16 protein-coding genes and 1 pseudogene are annotated in these 14,699 nt (G+C 60.3%); 10 read left to right on the top strand and 7 right to left on the bottom strand.

Going from position 1 to position 14,699, the window contains the following annotated elements:
• Window positions 1–100: 100 nt before the first annotated feature.
• Window positions 101–1,575 (top strand): annotated as a pseudogene (locus SynNOUM97013_RS09670) (FAD-linked oxidase C-terminal domain-containing protein).
• On the opposite strand, the gene xth reads toward SynNOUM97013_RS09670, so the two are convergent.
• Window positions 1,569–2,405 (bottom strand): exodeoxyribonuclease III, encoded by an 837-nt coding sequence (gene xth, locus SynNOUM97013_RS09665; protein ID WP_186479548.1) that lies wholly within the window; start codon window positions 2,403–2,405, stop codon window positions 1,569–1,571. The pseudogene SynNOUM97013_RS09670 and the gene xth overlap by 7 nt on opposite strands.
• A 60-nt stretch (window positions 2,406–2,465) precedes the next feature.
• Between xth and SynNOUM97013_RS09660 the strand changes: the two genes are divergently transcribed.
• The 5 genes from SynNOUM97013_RS09660 (at window position 2,466) to SynNOUM97013_RS09640 (ending at window position 6,318) form a co-directional block, all read left to right on the top strand.
• Complete coding sequence (locus SynNOUM97013_RS09660; RefSeq protein ID WP_186479547.1) at window positions 2,466–2,759, top strand: hypothetical protein; 294 nt, start codon at window positions 2,466–2,468, stop codon at window positions 2,757–2,759.
• 82 nt (window positions 2,760–2,841) lie between these two features.
• Window positions 2,842–3,507, top strand: coding sequence for a hypothetical protein (locus tag SynNOUM97013_RS09655; protein WP_186481562.1), 666 nt, complete (start codon window positions 2,842–2,844; stop codon window positions 3,505–3,507).
• Window positions 3,504–4,142, top strand: coding sequence for a hypothetical protein (locus tag SynNOUM97013_RS09650; protein WP_186479546.1), 639 nt, complete (start codon window positions 3,504–3,506; stop codon window positions 4,140–4,142). Before SynNOUM97013_RS09655 ends, SynNOUM97013_RS09650 begins: the two co-directional genes overlap by 4 nt.
• Complete coding sequence (larC, locus tag SynNOUM97013_RS09645) at window positions 4,139–5,374, top strand: nickel pincer cofactor biosynthesis protein LarC (protein ID WP_186479545.1); 1,236 nt, start codon at window positions 4,139–4,141, stop codon at window positions 5,372–5,374. Before SynNOUM97013_RS09650 ends, larC begins: the two co-directional genes overlap by 4 nt.
• Window positions 5,368–6,318 carry a lysylphosphatidylglycerol synthase domain-containing protein gene (locus SynNOUM97013_RS09640; protein ID WP_186479544.1) on the top strand — a complete coding sequence of 317 codons (951 nt, stop codon included), beginning with the start codon at window positions 5,368–5,370 and terminating at the stop codon, window positions 6,316–6,318. The genes larC and SynNOUM97013_RS09640 overlap by 7 nt, the downstream gene beginning before the upstream one ends.
• Window positions 6,319–6,358: 40 nt before the next feature.
• Here the strand turns inward: SynNOUM97013_RS09640 and SynNOUM97013_RS09635 are convergent, their stop codons facing one another.
• The 4 genes from SynNOUM97013_RS09635 to SynNOUM97013_RS09620 all read right to left on the bottom strand — a co-directional run bounded on the left by SynNOUM97013_RS09635 (window position 6,359) and on the right by SynNOUM97013_RS09620 (window position 9,748).
• On the bottom strand, window positions 6,359–7,921 hold the full coding sequence (locus SynNOUM97013_RS09635; protein WP_186481561.1) for an iron ABC transporter permease: 1,563 nt from the start codon (window positions 7,919–7,921) through the stop codon (window positions 6,359–6,361).
• A 166-nt stretch (window positions 7,922–8,087) separates the two neighbouring features.
• Window positions 8,088–8,234, bottom strand: a complete 147-nt coding sequence (locus SynNOUM97013_RS09630; RefSeq protein ID WP_186479543.1) for a hypothetical protein — start codon at window positions 8,232–8,234, stop codon at window positions 8,088–8,090.
• 63 nt (window positions 8,235–8,297) lie between these two features.
• Window positions 8,298–9,428 (bottom strand): GTP-binding protein, encoded by a 1,131-nt coding sequence (locus SynNOUM97013_RS09625; RefSeq protein WP_186479542.1) that lies wholly within the window; start codon window positions 9,426–9,428, stop codon window positions 8,298–8,300.
• Window positions 9,429–9,466: 38 nt separating this feature from the next.
• Entirely contained in the window at window positions 9,467–9,748 is a 282-nt protein-coding gene (locus SynNOUM97013_RS09620; protein WP_186479541.1) for a 4a-hydroxytetrahydrobiopterin dehydratase, read from the bottom strand.
• A gap of 147 nt (window positions 9,749–9,895) precedes the next feature.
• Here SynNOUM97013_RS09620 and SynNOUM97013_RS09615 point away from each other — a divergent pair, with 147 nt between their 5' ends.
• The 3 genes from SynNOUM97013_RS09615 (at window position 9,896) to SynNOUM97013_RS09605 (ending at window position 12,336) form a co-directional block, all read left to right on the top strand.
• Complete coding sequence (locus SynNOUM97013_RS09615) at window positions 9,896–10,057, top strand: hypothetical protein (RefSeq protein WP_255442719.1); 162 nt, start codon at window positions 9,896–9,898, stop codon at window positions 10,055–10,057.
• A gap of 10 nt (window positions 10,058–10,067) precedes the next feature.
• Window positions 10,068–11,603, top strand: coding sequence for a carboxypeptidase M32 (locus SynNOUM97013_RS09610; protein ID WP_186479539.1), 1,536 nt, complete (start codon window positions 10,068–10,070; stop codon window positions 11,601–11,603).
• A gap of 145 nt (window positions 11,604–11,748) precedes the next feature.
• Complete coding sequence (locus SynNOUM97013_RS09605; RefSeq protein ID WP_186479538.1) at window positions 11,749–12,336, top strand: inorganic diphosphatase; 588 nt, start codon at window positions 11,749–11,751, stop codon at window positions 12,334–12,336.
• A 63-nt stretch (window positions 12,337–12,399) separates the two neighbouring features.
• Here SynNOUM97013_RS09605 and SynNOUM97013_RS09600 read toward each other — a convergent pair whose 3' ends face one another.
• Entirely contained in the window at window positions 12,400–13,377 is a 978-nt protein-coding gene (locus SynNOUM97013_RS09600; protein WP_186479537.1) for a hypothetical protein, read from the bottom strand.
• 148 nt (window positions 13,378–13,525) lie between these two features.
• Here SynNOUM97013_RS09600 and SynNOUM97013_RS09595 point away from each other — a divergent pair, with 148 nt between their 5' ends.
• Complete coding sequence (locus tag SynNOUM97013_RS09595) at window positions 13,526–14,083, top strand: L,D-transpeptidase (protein ID WP_186479536.1); 558 nt, start codon at window positions 13,526–13,528, stop codon at window positions 14,081–14,083.
• Here the strand turns inward: SynNOUM97013_RS09595 and SynNOUM97013_RS09590 are convergent.
• On the bottom strand, window positions 14,073–14,699 hold the full coding sequence (locus SynNOUM97013_RS09590) for a MarC family protein (protein ID WP_186479535.1): 627 nt from the start codon (window positions 14,697–14,699) through the stop codon (window positions 14,073–14,075). The two genes, SynNOUM97013_RS09595 and SynNOUM97013_RS09590, sit on opposite strands and share 11 nt — an antisense overlap.

The following is a 14,699-nucleotide window of genomic DNA, read 5'->3' as shown; positions in this document are numbered from 1 at the left end:
ACATCCTGACCCAAGAACGACCCAAATCGGCTGATCTGTATACGAAGACGCGTTTCAGAGCCTTTCGATGTCATGGTTGTTCCAGTGATTCAGACCGGTTTTGGTCCACGACTGGGCGGCGCTTGAGCAGGACCTGAGGCGGTTTCTGGCCCCCCGCGACATCGTCTGCCGACGCGAAGAGCTTCTTGTATACGACTGTGACGGTCTCACCATGGATCGGAACAGTCCGCCCTTGGCGGTGCTGCCGAAAAGCACTGAACAGGTGGCGGCCGTGCTCAAGGCGTGTCACGCGCGCGGCATTCCTTTCGTGGCGCGTGGCAGTGGAACCGGCCTGTCGGGTGGGGCACTGGTCGAAGAGGAGGCGCTGCTGGTCATCACCAGTCGCATGCGCCGGATCCTCTGTCCGTGGATCTTCCCAATCAGACGATCACGGTGGAGCCCGGTGTGATCAATAGCTGGGTGTCTCGGGCCGTTGCAGGCGATGGCTTTTATTACGCCCCTGACCCTTCCAGCCAAGTGATCTGCAGCATCGGCGGCAACGTGGCGGAGAACTCCGGTGGCGTCCATTGCCTGAAATATGGCGTCACCAGCAACCATGTCCTTTCGATGCAGGTGGTGCTTCCCGACGGGGAAGTGACGCGCTTGGGGAGCGATCTCTCCGACAGCGCCGCGCTCGATCTACGCGGAGCTTTCATCGGCAGCGAAGGCACGCTCGGCATCGCCACGGCGATCACCTTGCGGCTCCTGCGTGCGCCTCAGGATGTGGCGGTGCTGCTGGCGGACTTTCCTTCGATGGAAGCGGCGGGAGATGCCGTGCGCAGGATCACCCAGGCAGGGGTGTTGCCTGCTGGGCTGGAAATCATGGATCACACCTGCATTGCAGCCGTCAATGCGGCCTTCGAACAAGAGGAATACCCAGGTGATGCCGGAGCCGTGTTGCTGATCGAACTGGACGGTCAGACCCAGGAAGTGAAAGAGGCCGTCGCTCTCACCAGTGCCCTGTGTCGGGAGGCTGGTGCAGGCGGCTTGCGCGAAGCCTGGGATGACGCTGAGCGCGCCCGCCTCTGGAAAGGTCGCAAAAGCGCCATCTCGGCTCTGGGACGCCAATGCCCCAGTTACTACCTCCAGGATGGGGTGGTTCCCAGGACGGCGCTTCCTTCGGTGCTTGCCGCGATCGACAGGCTCAGTGAAGAACGGGGTCTGGTTGTCGCCAATGTGTTTCATGCCGGCGACGGCAACCTTCACCCTCTGATTCTTTATCGCGCCTCCGAACCTGGAGTGAATGAGCGGGTCAAAGCACTCGGAGCCGCGATCATGGAGTTGTGTCTTGATGCAGGCGGCAGCATCTCCGGTGAGCACGGAGTTGGCAGCGACAAGCGCTGTTTCCTGGATCGGATGTTCTCCTCGGACGATCTGGCCACCATGCGTTTGCTGCGTTCGGCCTTCGACCCTGAGGGGCGTGCCAATCCCGGAAAGATCTTCCCGACACCACGCACCTGTGGTGAATCTCAGCGGCGCTATGTGGAGTTGAAAAACCAGGCCGCAGCGCTTCCCGATGAAGTGGTGGTCTACTGAAACGCGAAGCTGTCTTCGTCGCTCTCATCGTCGTCTTCCCAGGCAAGATCCACCACGACCGGCGCGTGGTCACTGGGCTGTTCGCGTCCACGTTCCTGTTTATCAATGTTGCAGCTGCGAGCCAGCTCCTGTAAGTCACTGCTGAGGTAGATGTGATCGATGCGCCAGCCGGCATCACGGTTCCAGGCCCCACTGCGGTAGTCCCACCAGCTCCAGTGGTCGGTGCCGGATTCGAACAGGCGAAAGGCATCCTTGAGGTCTGCTCCCAGGGCTTGCGTCAGGGCGTTGCGTTCGGCATCGGTGGCCATGATCCCCCCCGTGAGACGTCCGGGGTCATGCAGATCTCTCTCCTCCGGGCCGATGTTGAAATCACCGACCACACACAGGGGTTCGTCCCGCGTTTCCAGCTGACGCAGATAGCGCTCGAGGCAACCCAGCCACGCCAGCTTGTAGCCGTATTTCTCTGAAGTCAGGCTTGATCCATTCGGGACGTAGAGATCCACCACTCGGATTCCATCCACTAGGGCACTGATCACCCGCTTCTGTTCGCTCAGCTCAATGGCGGCGGCATCGTTTTGCAGCTCTCCGCTGAAGCCCACCCGCACATCCTCCAGGGGGTGACGGCTGATCAGTGCGACGCCGTTGTAAGACTTTTGGCCGTAAATGCTCACCTCGTACCCCCTCGACTGGAACGGCTCGAGAGGAAACAGAGGGTCGTCGACCTTGGTCTCCTGAAGAGCCAACAGGTCCACATCAGTTCGGTCCAGCCAAGCCAGCACATGGTCCAACCGGGTTCGCACCGAATTGACATTCCAGCTGGCGATCCGCACAGATCCTTTCGGGCAAGAAGTGTGACCCTTAGCATCAGGCACGTCCGCTGAGCCGAAACCATGCCTGTTCAACGCGTGTCCGCAGCCGTTGTGATGGTTTGCAGTGCCACGGCTCTTTGGCTCGCCCCTGCAGTCATGGCCCAGTCAATGCTGACGGCTCAGAGCCCCTTTGAAACCAACGAGGATCGCGACATCTTCAATACGCTCCCTGACGCGAAACGGCAGGGATCGGTGCTGGATGCCACCAATCCCATGGAGCTGATGCAGCGTCTCCGCCAGGCCACGTCCATGAACGACGCCACGGACCCGGTGGATGCCATCGACGCGGCTCTGCAGGAGTTCAACCAGCCCTGATTCGGGTCTCGCCTGACTGGCTGAAGCCAGCATCCCGATGCTGGTTACAGTTGCTGCGGGCCAGTGGATGCCCTTGAAACTGATGCGCGACCATCCCATCCCCGCGGTGACCGAACCGCTGCAGTACCGGGCCATCGGTGTCGTGCGAGGGATTTTCAAACCTGAATCCGAGGACCAGCCCACGCGCGGGCACCTCGTGGACGCAGACGGCCAAGAGCTCGAAGCCGTCGTGCTTGGACGGATGCTCACATTGATGCGTCGGCATCTCAATATGAGCCAGCCGCACCTTTGGGTTGTGTATCCCCGCTGTCGGGAAGCCGGTCAATTGCATCTCCAGATCGCCGGCATCTGGGAACCCAGCACGCTGGCAGCCTCCCGGGATGACGTCGAGGCCGTAGATCCCACTGTGGATCAGCTTCCAGAAGGGGACGACTACTTCTCCATTCGTGGTGAGCTCATTTACACCAAGCCCGAATCCTCCGAACTGGTGATCAAAGTGCGCCAGCTGCCACGGGCGGACGGTTTCAAGCCGCTGCCCTTCAAGCTTCAGCTGAGTGGTGACGTAGAGCTGGCCCATCTGCGTCACTTTGTGAGTCTGGATGTCCGACGTCAGGACCAGGTGCTGCAGGTGGAGTCGGTAGAGGTGATCGCCCCCATGCCCACCCGAGGCGGAAAAGGTCGTGGTGGGGCATCCCGCCGAGGTGGTGCCGGGGCGGGAGCTCGCAACAGGCCGGCACACAACGGATGAACCCTTCACCGGTGTCTTCAACCACTGCTGGTCTTGCAGTGGCTGGCTGCACCGGCCTTGCGGTGTTCGGCCCCCTGATCGGACTGTCTCCGGCCTGGATTGCCTTACTCATTGGCGGGGGACTGCTTGGTCTCACCGTTGATGCCTCTCAGCTGGAGGGCATGGGCGGGCACCTTCTGGCCGAAGCCCTGCCCGGTGGTCGGTCCCGTCTACGCCGGGTGGCACGCCACGAAGCGGGGCACTGGTTGGTGGCTCAGCAGGAGGAGCTGGCGGTTCGACGGGTCCTGGTGGGAACGCGCGCTTGTCTGGAGGCCGGTCTGCGTTGCAACGGAGCGACGGAATTCGATCTGCCGGAGCAGGTGAGGCTGCCCCTTGAGGATCTACGCCGGTGGAGCCGTGTGCTGCAGGCAGGAATGGTGGCCGAAGCCCTGCTGGAGGGAGAAGCGCGGGGTGGCGCCGATGACCGCGCCTTGTTGGGTCGGATCTGGGGCTTGTCGGGACAAGATGTGGCAACAGCGCAGCGGGAGCAACGTCGGGCCCGGCGCGAAGTGGAGCAGATGCTGAAGAAGCGATTGGATGAGCTGGATGGTGTGGCGGAGCGGCTGCTGGAGGGGCTGGACCCGGAGCCGGCATGACCACGGCAGTTTCAGCTGATTTTCTGGTGGATTGTCCGACCGGGCTTGCCGGGGACATGCTTCTGGCTGCTTGCTTGGATCTGGGTGTTCCGGCTTCCGAGATTCATGCACCACTCCAGCGTCTGGGTCTCGGCGCCGCCTATGCGTTGCATGTGTCAGAGGCCCAAAGTGGTGGCTTGCGAGGCCTGCGGCTCAAGGTGGATGCACTGGAGCCTGATCCAGCGCATCGCCACTGGGGTGACCTGCGCCGGCAAATCCTGACGGCTGAGCTGAAGCCCTCTCTCCGAGACACAGTGCTTGCTGTGTTTTCCAACTTGGCGGAAGCCGAAGCCGCAGTTCATGGCATGGCTCCGGAAAAGGTGCATTTCCACGAGGTGGGTGCCATCGACAGCCTTGTGGATGTTGTCGGCGTCTGTGCTGCCTTTGATTATCTGCAGCCTCATTCCGTCCGCTGTTTGCCCCCGCCATCCGGCCGCGGCACGGTGTCCACGGCCCATGGCGTGTTGCCGGTGCCAGCACCGGCGGTGCTGGAGCTGGCCCAACGCCACGGTGTGACGCTGCGTAGCGGGGATGACTGGCCGGAAACCGAGCTGACAACCCCCACCGGTTTGGCCTTGATGACGGTGCTGGCCGATCACTTCGCTTGGCCGTCTGTGCTGGAACCCGAGTCCGTTGGGATCGGTTTGGGTCATCGCCAGCTGGATCGTCCCAACCTGCTGCGGCTGATCCGGATGCAACCCCGTTCGCCAGTGGCCCTCCATCAACCGCGCTGGCAGGAGCTCACGGTTCAGGAAGCATGGATCGATGACGCATCCGCTGAAGCCATTGCCTGGTTGTGTGAGCAACTCCGGGATGCGGGCGCTGTGGATGTGGCCTCAGCGCCGCTCCAGATGAAGAAAGGTCGACCCGGCACGTCGGTGACGGCCTTGGTGCTTCCCGATTCGGCTGAGCGCCTGCGGCAGATCTGGTGGACGGCGAGTCCCACCCTTGGTGTGCGTGAACGTCGGCAGGGCCGCTGGGTGCTGCCCCGTCGCTGTGGCTCCCTGGAGACTCCCTGGGGTGCTCTTGCCGCCAAACAGACCATGAAGCCGGATGGAACCCTGGTGGTCAAACCCGAGCAGGATGCGCTTCAGTTGCTGGCTGATCGGGAAGGCCTCTCACCGGAATTGCTCCGACAAACGCTGCGCGCGTCGGGCCTGCCGTTTCGCCCTGAGGAGGACTGGACATGCTGAAGCGACTCCAGACCCGTTTGACCAAAACGCTCCCTGGTGGCCTGAAACTCTGGGTCACTCTGCTCACCCTGGGTTTCGTGGGATGGGCTCTGGCGGGCCATGCCCAAGGTCTGCGTGAACTCTCGATTTCAGCCCGTGGTTGGTGGTGGTTGGTCACGGGGTTGGGGCTCAGCTGGCTGAGCTTGGTGGTCAACGCCCTCGCCTGGAAAGTTCTGGTGGCATGGCTGGGGCATGGCTCCGGCCCGGTGCCACTGGTGCCCCTGTATCTCAGCAGCAACCTGTTGAAATATCTGCCGGGCGGGGTCTGGCATTTCCTGAGGCGTGTGCGAGCACTGGGGCCTTCTATCGGCACGGGCCCCGCGCTGGTTTCTGTGTTGCTGGAGCCAATGCTGATGGCGGTGGCTGCAGTGCTCTGGTTGCCGGTGGGCGGATGGCAGAACGGGTTGGTGCTGTTGGCGCCGCTGCCTGCGCTTCTGTTGCTTCCTCGGTGGCGAGAGCCTCTGCTGTGTCGCCTGGAGCGCAGTCGACTGAGGCAGCTGAATCAGGCCGAACCCGGTCTCGAGGCTTTGCCGCCGCCAGAGCAGCTTGGCAGTGGTCGACGGGGCTACCCCTGGACTCCACTCGCGGCTGAATTGCTGTTCATTGCGTCCCGCTTCTCGGGGTTCTGGTGTTGCGTCCAGGTGTTTGATCTGGGGGCTGTGTTGTCACCTGGAAGCTGGATGGCGGCCTTTTCCCTGGCCTGGGCCGCCGGGCTCGTTGTTCCAGCGGCCCCAGGAGGCCTGGGTGTTTTTGAGGCTGTCTTGCTGCTGCGATTGGGTCTATCCGTGCCAGAAGCAGGATTGTTGGCCGTTGCCCTGAGTTATCGGTTGGTGGTCACCCTTGCTGATGTGCTCGCTGCCGCTGGAGCACGCGCTGATCGTTTGCTTGCTGAATCGGCAAGTTGACGCTCAAGTCGTGGCTGCCCTTGCGTCGCACCTTGATCTCTCAGGAGGTTGGCTTCACATCCCGGTCGAGTCGAGGTATCAGGGCAGAGGCCGCCAGCAGCCCCAGAGTCAGGATCATCAGTGCAGGCCAGAGTGCTGCCGCAAGCCGCTCATCGCCGGCGTACTGGTACACCCGGACGGCCAGTGTGTCGAAATCAAAGGGGCGCAGGGCCCATGTCAGTGGAAGCTCTTTCACGGTGTCCACAAACACCAGCAATCCCCCCGCCAGGATGGGCCCACGAAGCAGCGGGAAATGCACCCTTCTCAGCACGGCCGGCCAGCGCAGACCCAGTCCTGTGGCCGCTTCATCGAGGCTTGGTGAGAGGCGCTCGAGGGCTGCATCGAGGCTTCCTTTATTGACGGCTAGAAATCGATCGCTGTAGCCCCAAAGCAGCAGGAGGATCGGTGAAAGCTGCCAGGGGCCTCCGAGCAGTAGGAGGGCTAGCGCTAGTACAGCACCAGGAATCGCGTACCCCATTCCAGCGAGGAAGGTGACACTTCTCAGCCAGTGGGATCGACTCCAGCGTTTGGCGATCGAGAGCAGCAAAGCGGCGCAACCCGCCAGCAGGGTGGCGGCCAGGGCGAGGCCCAGGCTGCGAACGGTGAGCAGAACAAGCTCAGGTTCAAATCCTCTCGTGAGTTGCTCAGCGTTCATCCCTGCCCAGGTGAGTGGAATGCCAAGACTGATCAACGGTGGCAAGGCTCCCAGGCACTGGGCGATGACCGCCCGTCCTCCCTGCAGTGTCCAGGCCGGAGATTCTCCACCTGCCACGCCCTCCGACCAGCGGCGACTGCGTCGACGCAGCCAGCGTTCGCCCACCAGAAGCATCAGCACAATGCAGAGCGTGATGAGGGCCAGCCCCACCGCACCGGTGGCATTCCCATCAATCTGCCAGGCCTGCAGGATGCCTGCCGAAAGGCTGGGAATGCCCAACAGCTGCACGGCACCCAGTTCGTTGGCCACTTCCATGCCCATCAGCGCGATGCCTGCGCCAATGGCCGGAAGGGCCATGGGAAGGGCGATCCGTCTAAAGCTGCTCCAAGGGCCAACACCCAGGGATCGGCAGGCCTCAAGCTGACGGCGTCCACTGATGCTGAAGCTCTCTGTGCTCAGGAGGAAGACATAGGGATAGGTCGTCAGCCCCATCACCGCGATTCCCCATCCCATCCCATGGATGTGAATGGTGTAGAGACTGCCTAGGTCTATCAATGTGGCAGCGAGCAGATAGGAGGGTGTTGCCAGGGGCAGCAGCTGGGCGATCCGCAACCAGCGGCGACCGGGGAACCGGCAGTTGGCCAGAAGCCAACCATTGGCGGTGCCCACCAAACCCCCAAGGCTTGCAGTGCCAAGCAGCAGTGTCACCGTGCCGCGTACCTGCGCCAATCCATCAGGGCCGAGACTGGCATTGCCACGGGTTAGTCCGAGCAGGCCCTCACGCAGCAGTCCGGCGATGGGGAGAAGCGCCAAGGCCGCGATCAACACGGCGCCTGCGACCAGTAGAAGCCGACCCGACAGCACGCTGGACGCCCGGGGATGGGTGGCCTCACGAAGGACGCCAGGCATCGCGAAGGGATCGCTGCTCACGGTCGAGTCAAGGGCCAATCAATGAATTGAGAATCATATTCAATTTCAATAACCTGCTGGCCCCCATTAAAAAACCACCCGCCGCAATCGCGGTGGGTGGTCAATCCAATGAAGGAATTAAAAAGCGTTGTGAGAACGCTGCAGATCAGCGCCTTGTGTGACGGACAGGAATGGGAACAAGTGCGGGCTCCATCAAGCCGCCACCGCCGTTGTCATCATCGGAATCCAGCAGAAGCCAGAAGGCGAGCAACAGAGCGGTGATCAGACCACCTGCTGCGAGAACTTCAACCATGCTCCCTCCTCTTTGATCGGCAGCCTAATGGTGTTTTCCGATCGTGGGTGAATCAATGATGACTCATTCAGAAATGTCGCAGACACAGGCTTGAAGCTGTTGTCTCAAGGTGTCGTGCTCCAGGTCACGGCCGATCAGAACCAATTGGTTTTTGCGTTCACCAGTCCAGTCGCTGTCATCGATCGAAAAGCGTTTCCCGGCCAGATGGAACACATGACGCCGCTCGCTCTCCTTGAACCAAAGAATTCCCTTGGCACGAAACACGCTTCCAGGTAGCTGGTTGTCGAGGAAGTTCTGGAACGCTCTTAGATCGAAAGGGCGAGGGCTTGCGAATGACAGCGATGTGAACCCCTCAATCGCGAGGTGGTCGGCAGAGCCATGGTCATGGCTGTGGTCATGGTCGTGACCGTGGTCGTGGTGACTGTGCCCGTGGTCGTGGTGATGCCCGTGTCCATGATCGTGATGGTGTCCATGGTCATGGTCATGGTCATGGTCATGGCTGCAATGTCCGTGGTCGTGATCGCAGTCGCTGTGATCGAGGCTCGGATCCTGGGCTGGACTCACCACCCGGTCGGATTCGAACAGGCCCACACTCAGAAGCAAGGGGAGCGGTACCTCGCCTTTCACTGAGCGCAAAATGCGGGCATCTTTTTTGACCTCGCGCAGTTCGTTCTCCAGGGCCACCAACCGGCTCTCTTCGACGAGGTCGGTCTTGTTGAGCATCAAAATATCGCCATAAATCACCTGAGATCGGCCCACCTCACTGGCCAGAATTTCGGAGCCGAAATTCTCAGCATCAATCAGTGTGATGATCGAGTCGAGTCGTGTCTGGTCGCGCAGCTCGCTGCCCAAAAAGGTCATCGCTACAGGCAGTGGATCGGCCAAGCCGGTGGTTTCCACCACGAGATACTCAGGAGGACTGGGGCGATCGAGGATGCGATCCACGGCATCTAACAGCTCACCATTGATCGAGCAGCAGATGCAGCCGTTGCTCAGTTCGACCATGTCTTCACTAGTGCTTACCACCAGCTCGTTGTCGATCCCGATTTCTCCGAATTCATTGACCAGAACGGCGGTTTTCAGCCCGTCCTGATTGCTCAGGATGTGGTTAAGCAGTGTGGTTTTGCCCGCCCCTAGGAACCCGGTGAGAATCGTCACCGGCACTGTTGAGTTACGGGTTGCGCTGGCCGTCATCGGGACTGATTGAACCACCTTTTCATTCTGGCAGTGGCTCAGAGAAGCGCGTCGATGGCGTGGGCCATCGCAGCATCCAGATCACTCAGGCCCCCGAGATCGTGCGTGGTCAGCTCGATCGTCACGCGGTTGTAGACGTTGCTCCAGTTGGGGTGGTGCTGCATGGTTTCTGCCAACAGCGCCACCCGGGTCATGAAGGCGAACGCCTCGCTGAAATCGTTGAACTGGCATTGACGCTTCAAGCGATCGTCCATCACCTGCCAGTGGTTCAGCTTGGCGCCAAGCTGTTCCCTCTCTGGTGCGCTGAGCAGTGCGGCCATGGTGAACGTCGTTTCTGGTCTTCAGCTTTAGCCTGCGTCTGGTGAAACGCTGCGATTGTGCGGATGTTCAACAGGAAGCTCTGTCTCCCGCTGATCATCGTGGTGTTTTGTGTGGTCCAAGCCTCCACGGTCCGTGCCCAAAGGGTCGTGAAAAAGCTCACGAGCGAGTGCCCCATGGGTTACATCGACACGGCCAATGGCAAGTGCAGTGCCCTGGGATTGATGACTTACACCCTGCGGCCCGCGATGGGTGATGACTGTCCGTCAGGCTGGAGCAGCATTGGCGGTGACTACTGCCGCCGGGACTGACTGAGCTCAGATGAATCGCAGTGCGACCCCTAACGCCTGGACACGCCTTGGCGGGCACCTGCAGGAAACCCAATTGCTGGGCTCGATCCAGAGCACGCTCTACTGGGATCAGAACACCCGCATGCCCAGCGGCGGAGCTGCTTGGCGTGGCCAGCAACTGGCCTTGCTGGCACGTCAATTGCATGCGCGTCAAAGCTCGCAGCGCTATGCCGATCTGATTGCGGATGCACGCGCTGAGTGGCAAGCCAACGCCAGCACTGGTGAGGTTGGTGAGCTGAAGGAGCAAGCGCGCAATCTTGATTTGCTCGAGCAGGATCTTCGTCGCCAGCAGTCACTTGACCCTGCTTTGGTGAGTGCGCTCGCGACGGCCAAATCCCAGGGATACGACCTCTGGCAGCAAGCCAAAGCCACATCGGACTTTCAGCTCTTTGCTCCAGCGTTGCGGCAGATGGTGGATCTGCGCCAGGAGCAAGCCCGTCAGCTGGCGGAACCACGCAGCTGCTGGGAAACGCTGGCACAACCTTTCGAACCGGATCTCACCCTGGCTCGGCTTCAAGAGCTGTTCGCACCGCTGCGTCGCCGTCTCCCCGCTCTGCTGGATGCGCTTCCAGGTGGTCCCCGCCCTGCTTCCCTCAGCTGGGATCTGACGCCTGCGACGCAGCAGAAACTCTGTGACCAGTTGCTTGAGGAGTGGGGCCGAGATGCCTCGATCACCTGTGTTGCCGCCTCACCTCATCCTTTTTCCATCACCCTGGGTCCCCGCGACTTCCGCATCACGACCAGGGTGGTGGCGGGTCAGCCCCTGTCCTGCTTTCTGGCCACAGCCCATGAATGGGGACACAGCCTTTACGAGCAGGGCTTGCCTGAATCGAGTCATCAGTGGTTCGCCTGGCCTCTTGGTCAGGCCACGTCGATGGCCGTTCATGAAAGTCAGTCGCTGTTCTGGGAGAACCGGGTGGCCCGCAGCCAGCCGTTCTCGGAGCGCTGGTGGCAGCCCTTTGCCACTGCCGGAGCTCCGGTGACCTCATCGAGGGATCTTTGGCAAGCCATGAATCCCATGGCTCCTGGCTGCAACCGCGTGGAAGCCGATGAACTCAGTTACGGGCTGCATATCCTGATTCGTACGGATCTGGAATTGGCCCTGCTGGAGCAGGGAATGCCGGTTGAAGATCTCCCCAGCGAATGGAATCGTCGTTACGGCGAACTGCTGGGCGTCACACCAGCCGACGATGCCGAGGGCTGCCTGCAGGACGTGCATTGGAGTGAAGGACTCTTCGGTTATTTCCCGTCGTATCTGCTGGGTCATCTCGTCAGTGCCCAGATCAGCGAGGCGATGACCGCAGCGATCGGTTCACCGGAAGAGCATGTGTCCCGGGGGGATGTAACGCCGTTGCTGGCCTGGCTCAGGGAGCACGTGCACCCCGTGGGCCGTGCTTTGAATGCGGAGCAGCTCGTGGAACAGGTGTCGGGTCGACCGCTGTCGAGTGCTCCTTTCCTCAGCTATTTGGACGACAAGCTGAGCATGCTGTCCGCGCTTAGGAGCTAACTCTCGCGGCTTCTGGTGCTGGAGATGAGGGGCCTGAGTTCAGGCTCAATTTCAGGCCACTGGGTTCGCCATTTTCGATTCAAGGTGGCTCTCAAAAGCAGCCGTGGTGCCCCCCGTAGGATCACTGCGCCGATCGCCGTCTCCCATGGCCAATCTCGACCAGGCTCCCAGCCGGAGCATGCCCAATCTGCTGCATGTGCTCCCCGCCTTCGCGGATGAATCCGAGCTGCGTCTGAACACGATCGTCGAGCTCAACTCGAACACGATCAACAAGTACGAGCTGATCACCGAGACCGGTCATCTGAAGCTGGATCGGGTCGGTTATTCATCTCTTTCCTATCCCTTCGCTTACGGCTGCATTCCCCGCACCTGGGATGAGGATGGCGATCCACTGGACATCGAGATTGTCAACGTCACTGAGCCACTGATTCCCGGCTCGATCGTGGAAGCCCGCATCATCGGCATCATGACCTTCGATGATGGTGGTGAAGTCGACGACAAAGTCATCGCTGTGTTGGCGGATGACAAGCGGATGGATCACATCAAGAGCTTCGAGGACCTTGGTGATCACTGGAAAAAGGAAACCACTTATTACTGGGAGCACTACAAGGATCTGAAGAAGCCCGGAACTTGCAGAGTGAATGGGTTTTTCGGAACAGAGAAGGCTGTCGAGATCATCAAGAGCTGTGAGGCCCGCTACATGGCGGAAATTGACCCCAAGCTGGTCGACTGATCTCCAACGATTGTGTTCAACACTGGTGATCAACCAGGCGTGGCGGGGGAAACCCCGCCTTTTTCATGGTTTGAGCAATACCGGACCAGGGGTTGGGGGGATGTGGAACTGCTCTCTGAGTTGGGTGACCTGTTGATCGGCATGCTTCCAGAAATCAAAGTCTTGGATCAGATTCATGTTGCAGGCCAGTCCTTTTTCGTAGCCCGCCATGGCTTCGTCGGGGATGAACTTCCCTGTTTCCGGTGGAAGCAGACTGTCGGTGGTGCTGAAGGATTTTCCAAGATGGAAATCGAGCATCACTTCCAGCAGGGATTCAAAGCCGAATCCATCGGTGAACAGGCCAGCCTGGAAAGCTGCCACATTCATTTCGCCCCGTGTGTCGGTGTTGAAGCCACCCAGGATGTGGCAACAGTCGTGGTTCACCAGCAGTTCCGAGGTGCTCTTGTGCTCGCCAGGCAGTGCCCAGTTGCGGTCTCGATACCAGTGGAAAAAGCTGTGGCCAAGGCTTCCATCCGGATAGTCCTGCAGGGTCTGATAGCGGCTGGCGACGGTTGGATCGCCGATGGCCTGATGAATTGCACTGATAATGCCGCGCACGAATTTTGAAGGGCTGTCGAGGCGCAGGAATTCACCCATGCTCCGGCGTCCGTAATCGAGCAGCAGGCGTCTGAGGTGGTTGTCGCGAACTTGATGCAGGTCACGCAGCGTCTGGGGGTTGACCTGGAGAAATTCTGCGAAGTCGTCCACCACGCCCACCATGCGCGCATCCACCGTCATGTCGACGTAGGGAATGAGTACCAGCATCTGAATCAATTGTTCTCGCTGGTCTGGATCGTTAATCAGCTCTGGATATTGGGTGGGAGGAATGATCACCAGGTTCTGCAGATCGATGTCTGAATGCAGAACGTGCGTCTGGATGGCCTCCATCATCTCCAGGATGATCGGCTGCAGTTTGAGCACGCCCCCTGCGGTGCCCACGTTTTTGATGGCCTGAAGCACGAGCTTGGCTTCGTCTGTCGTCCACGCCAGTTGCTGGGGCATCACGCGAAAGATCGGTAATGGCCCTTTAGCACGTCTTGGTCGGCAGAACTGGGCCTGGACGATGGGTTTCTACAGAAAGTCCTCCACTGGTGGTCGGTTTTTTATCTGACCAGTGGATACGTTGAGACTAGTGAGTCTTGAGTGTCTGATGTTGCGTCTCGACTGCGTCGGCTGGCACAGCTTGGTTGGCGTGGGGGTTGCCTCGCTGGTACTGGCAGGTTCCGCTCCCTCACTGGCTTCAGTGCATGGGGCAACGGTTCCTCGCGCATCGGTGCTTCGGTCGTCAGCGCAATGGCAGGCTTCGGCACCCGCGACGCGCATCCATCTCGATCTGCGCCAGCGCCGGATCAGCGTGATCCGCGATGGCCAACCACTTGGTCGCTGGCCTGTGGCCATCGGCGACCCCAGCACTCCGACGCCCACAGGCTTGTTTCAGGTGGAATCGAAGCTGGAGAATCCTCGATATCAGAGCACCAAGTCAGGCAAGGTGCATCCGGTGATAGGCCCGGCCAGCCCCCTGGGACATCGATGGATCGGGTTTCTTCAGCAGGGTCCCAATCAGTTCGGCATCCATGGAACACCCTGGCCGCACTGGGTGAAGATCCGTGCGGCTGTCTCCAATGGATGCGTGCGGATGCTGAATGCCGATGTGCAGAAACTGTATGAACTGGTGGAGGTGGGCACTCCTGTGGTGATCACCCAGTGAGTCCCTTGAGAATGGGAAAACCAGTGCTGAGTCCTGAGAAAAGCATCTGAATCGCGATGGCGGTGAGCAGAAGCCCCATGATTTTGGTCAGCACCTGCAGGGCCGACGTGCTGATCCTCGATGACAGCATCTCACCGGCATTGAAGACCAGATACACCACAGCGGTCAGGGCCACCACCACCAGACTGAGGCTCACCTTTCCCCCAAGGCTGGCGGCGCTGGGATCAGCAATCACCACCGTGAGGGTTCCAGGGCCAGCGAGCAGCGGAATGCCCAGAGGAACGATGCCTTTCACCGCTGAGTTCTGATCCCGGTCCACGGATTCAGGATCGTGGTGCACTTTCGATGGCTCGGAGTGCAGCATCGACAGGCCGATCAGCACCACAATCAGTCCTCCGGCTACTTGAAAAGCTCCGCGGCTGATGCCGAAGAAGCCAAGAAGATCATTGCCAAGCCAGGTGGCCAACAGCAGAGCAATCAGGAAGGTGAACGCACAACTGCGGGCAATGGCCCGATCCCTTTTCTTGTTCCCATCCGTGAAGGAGAGATAGATCGGCAGATTGCCGATCGGGTTGGAGATGGTGAAGATTCCAACCGCGGTGTGCAGGAGCGACAT

This window comes from Synechococcus sp. NOUM97013 (genome assembly GCF_014279815.1).
In the GTDB taxonomy this organism is placed as follows: Bacteria; Cyanobacteriota; Cyanobacteriia; order PCC-6307; family Cyanobiaceae; genus Synechococcus_C.
Note: the sequence above shows the minus strand (reverse complement) of the source record. Positions and strands in the feature narration are given on the sequence as shown.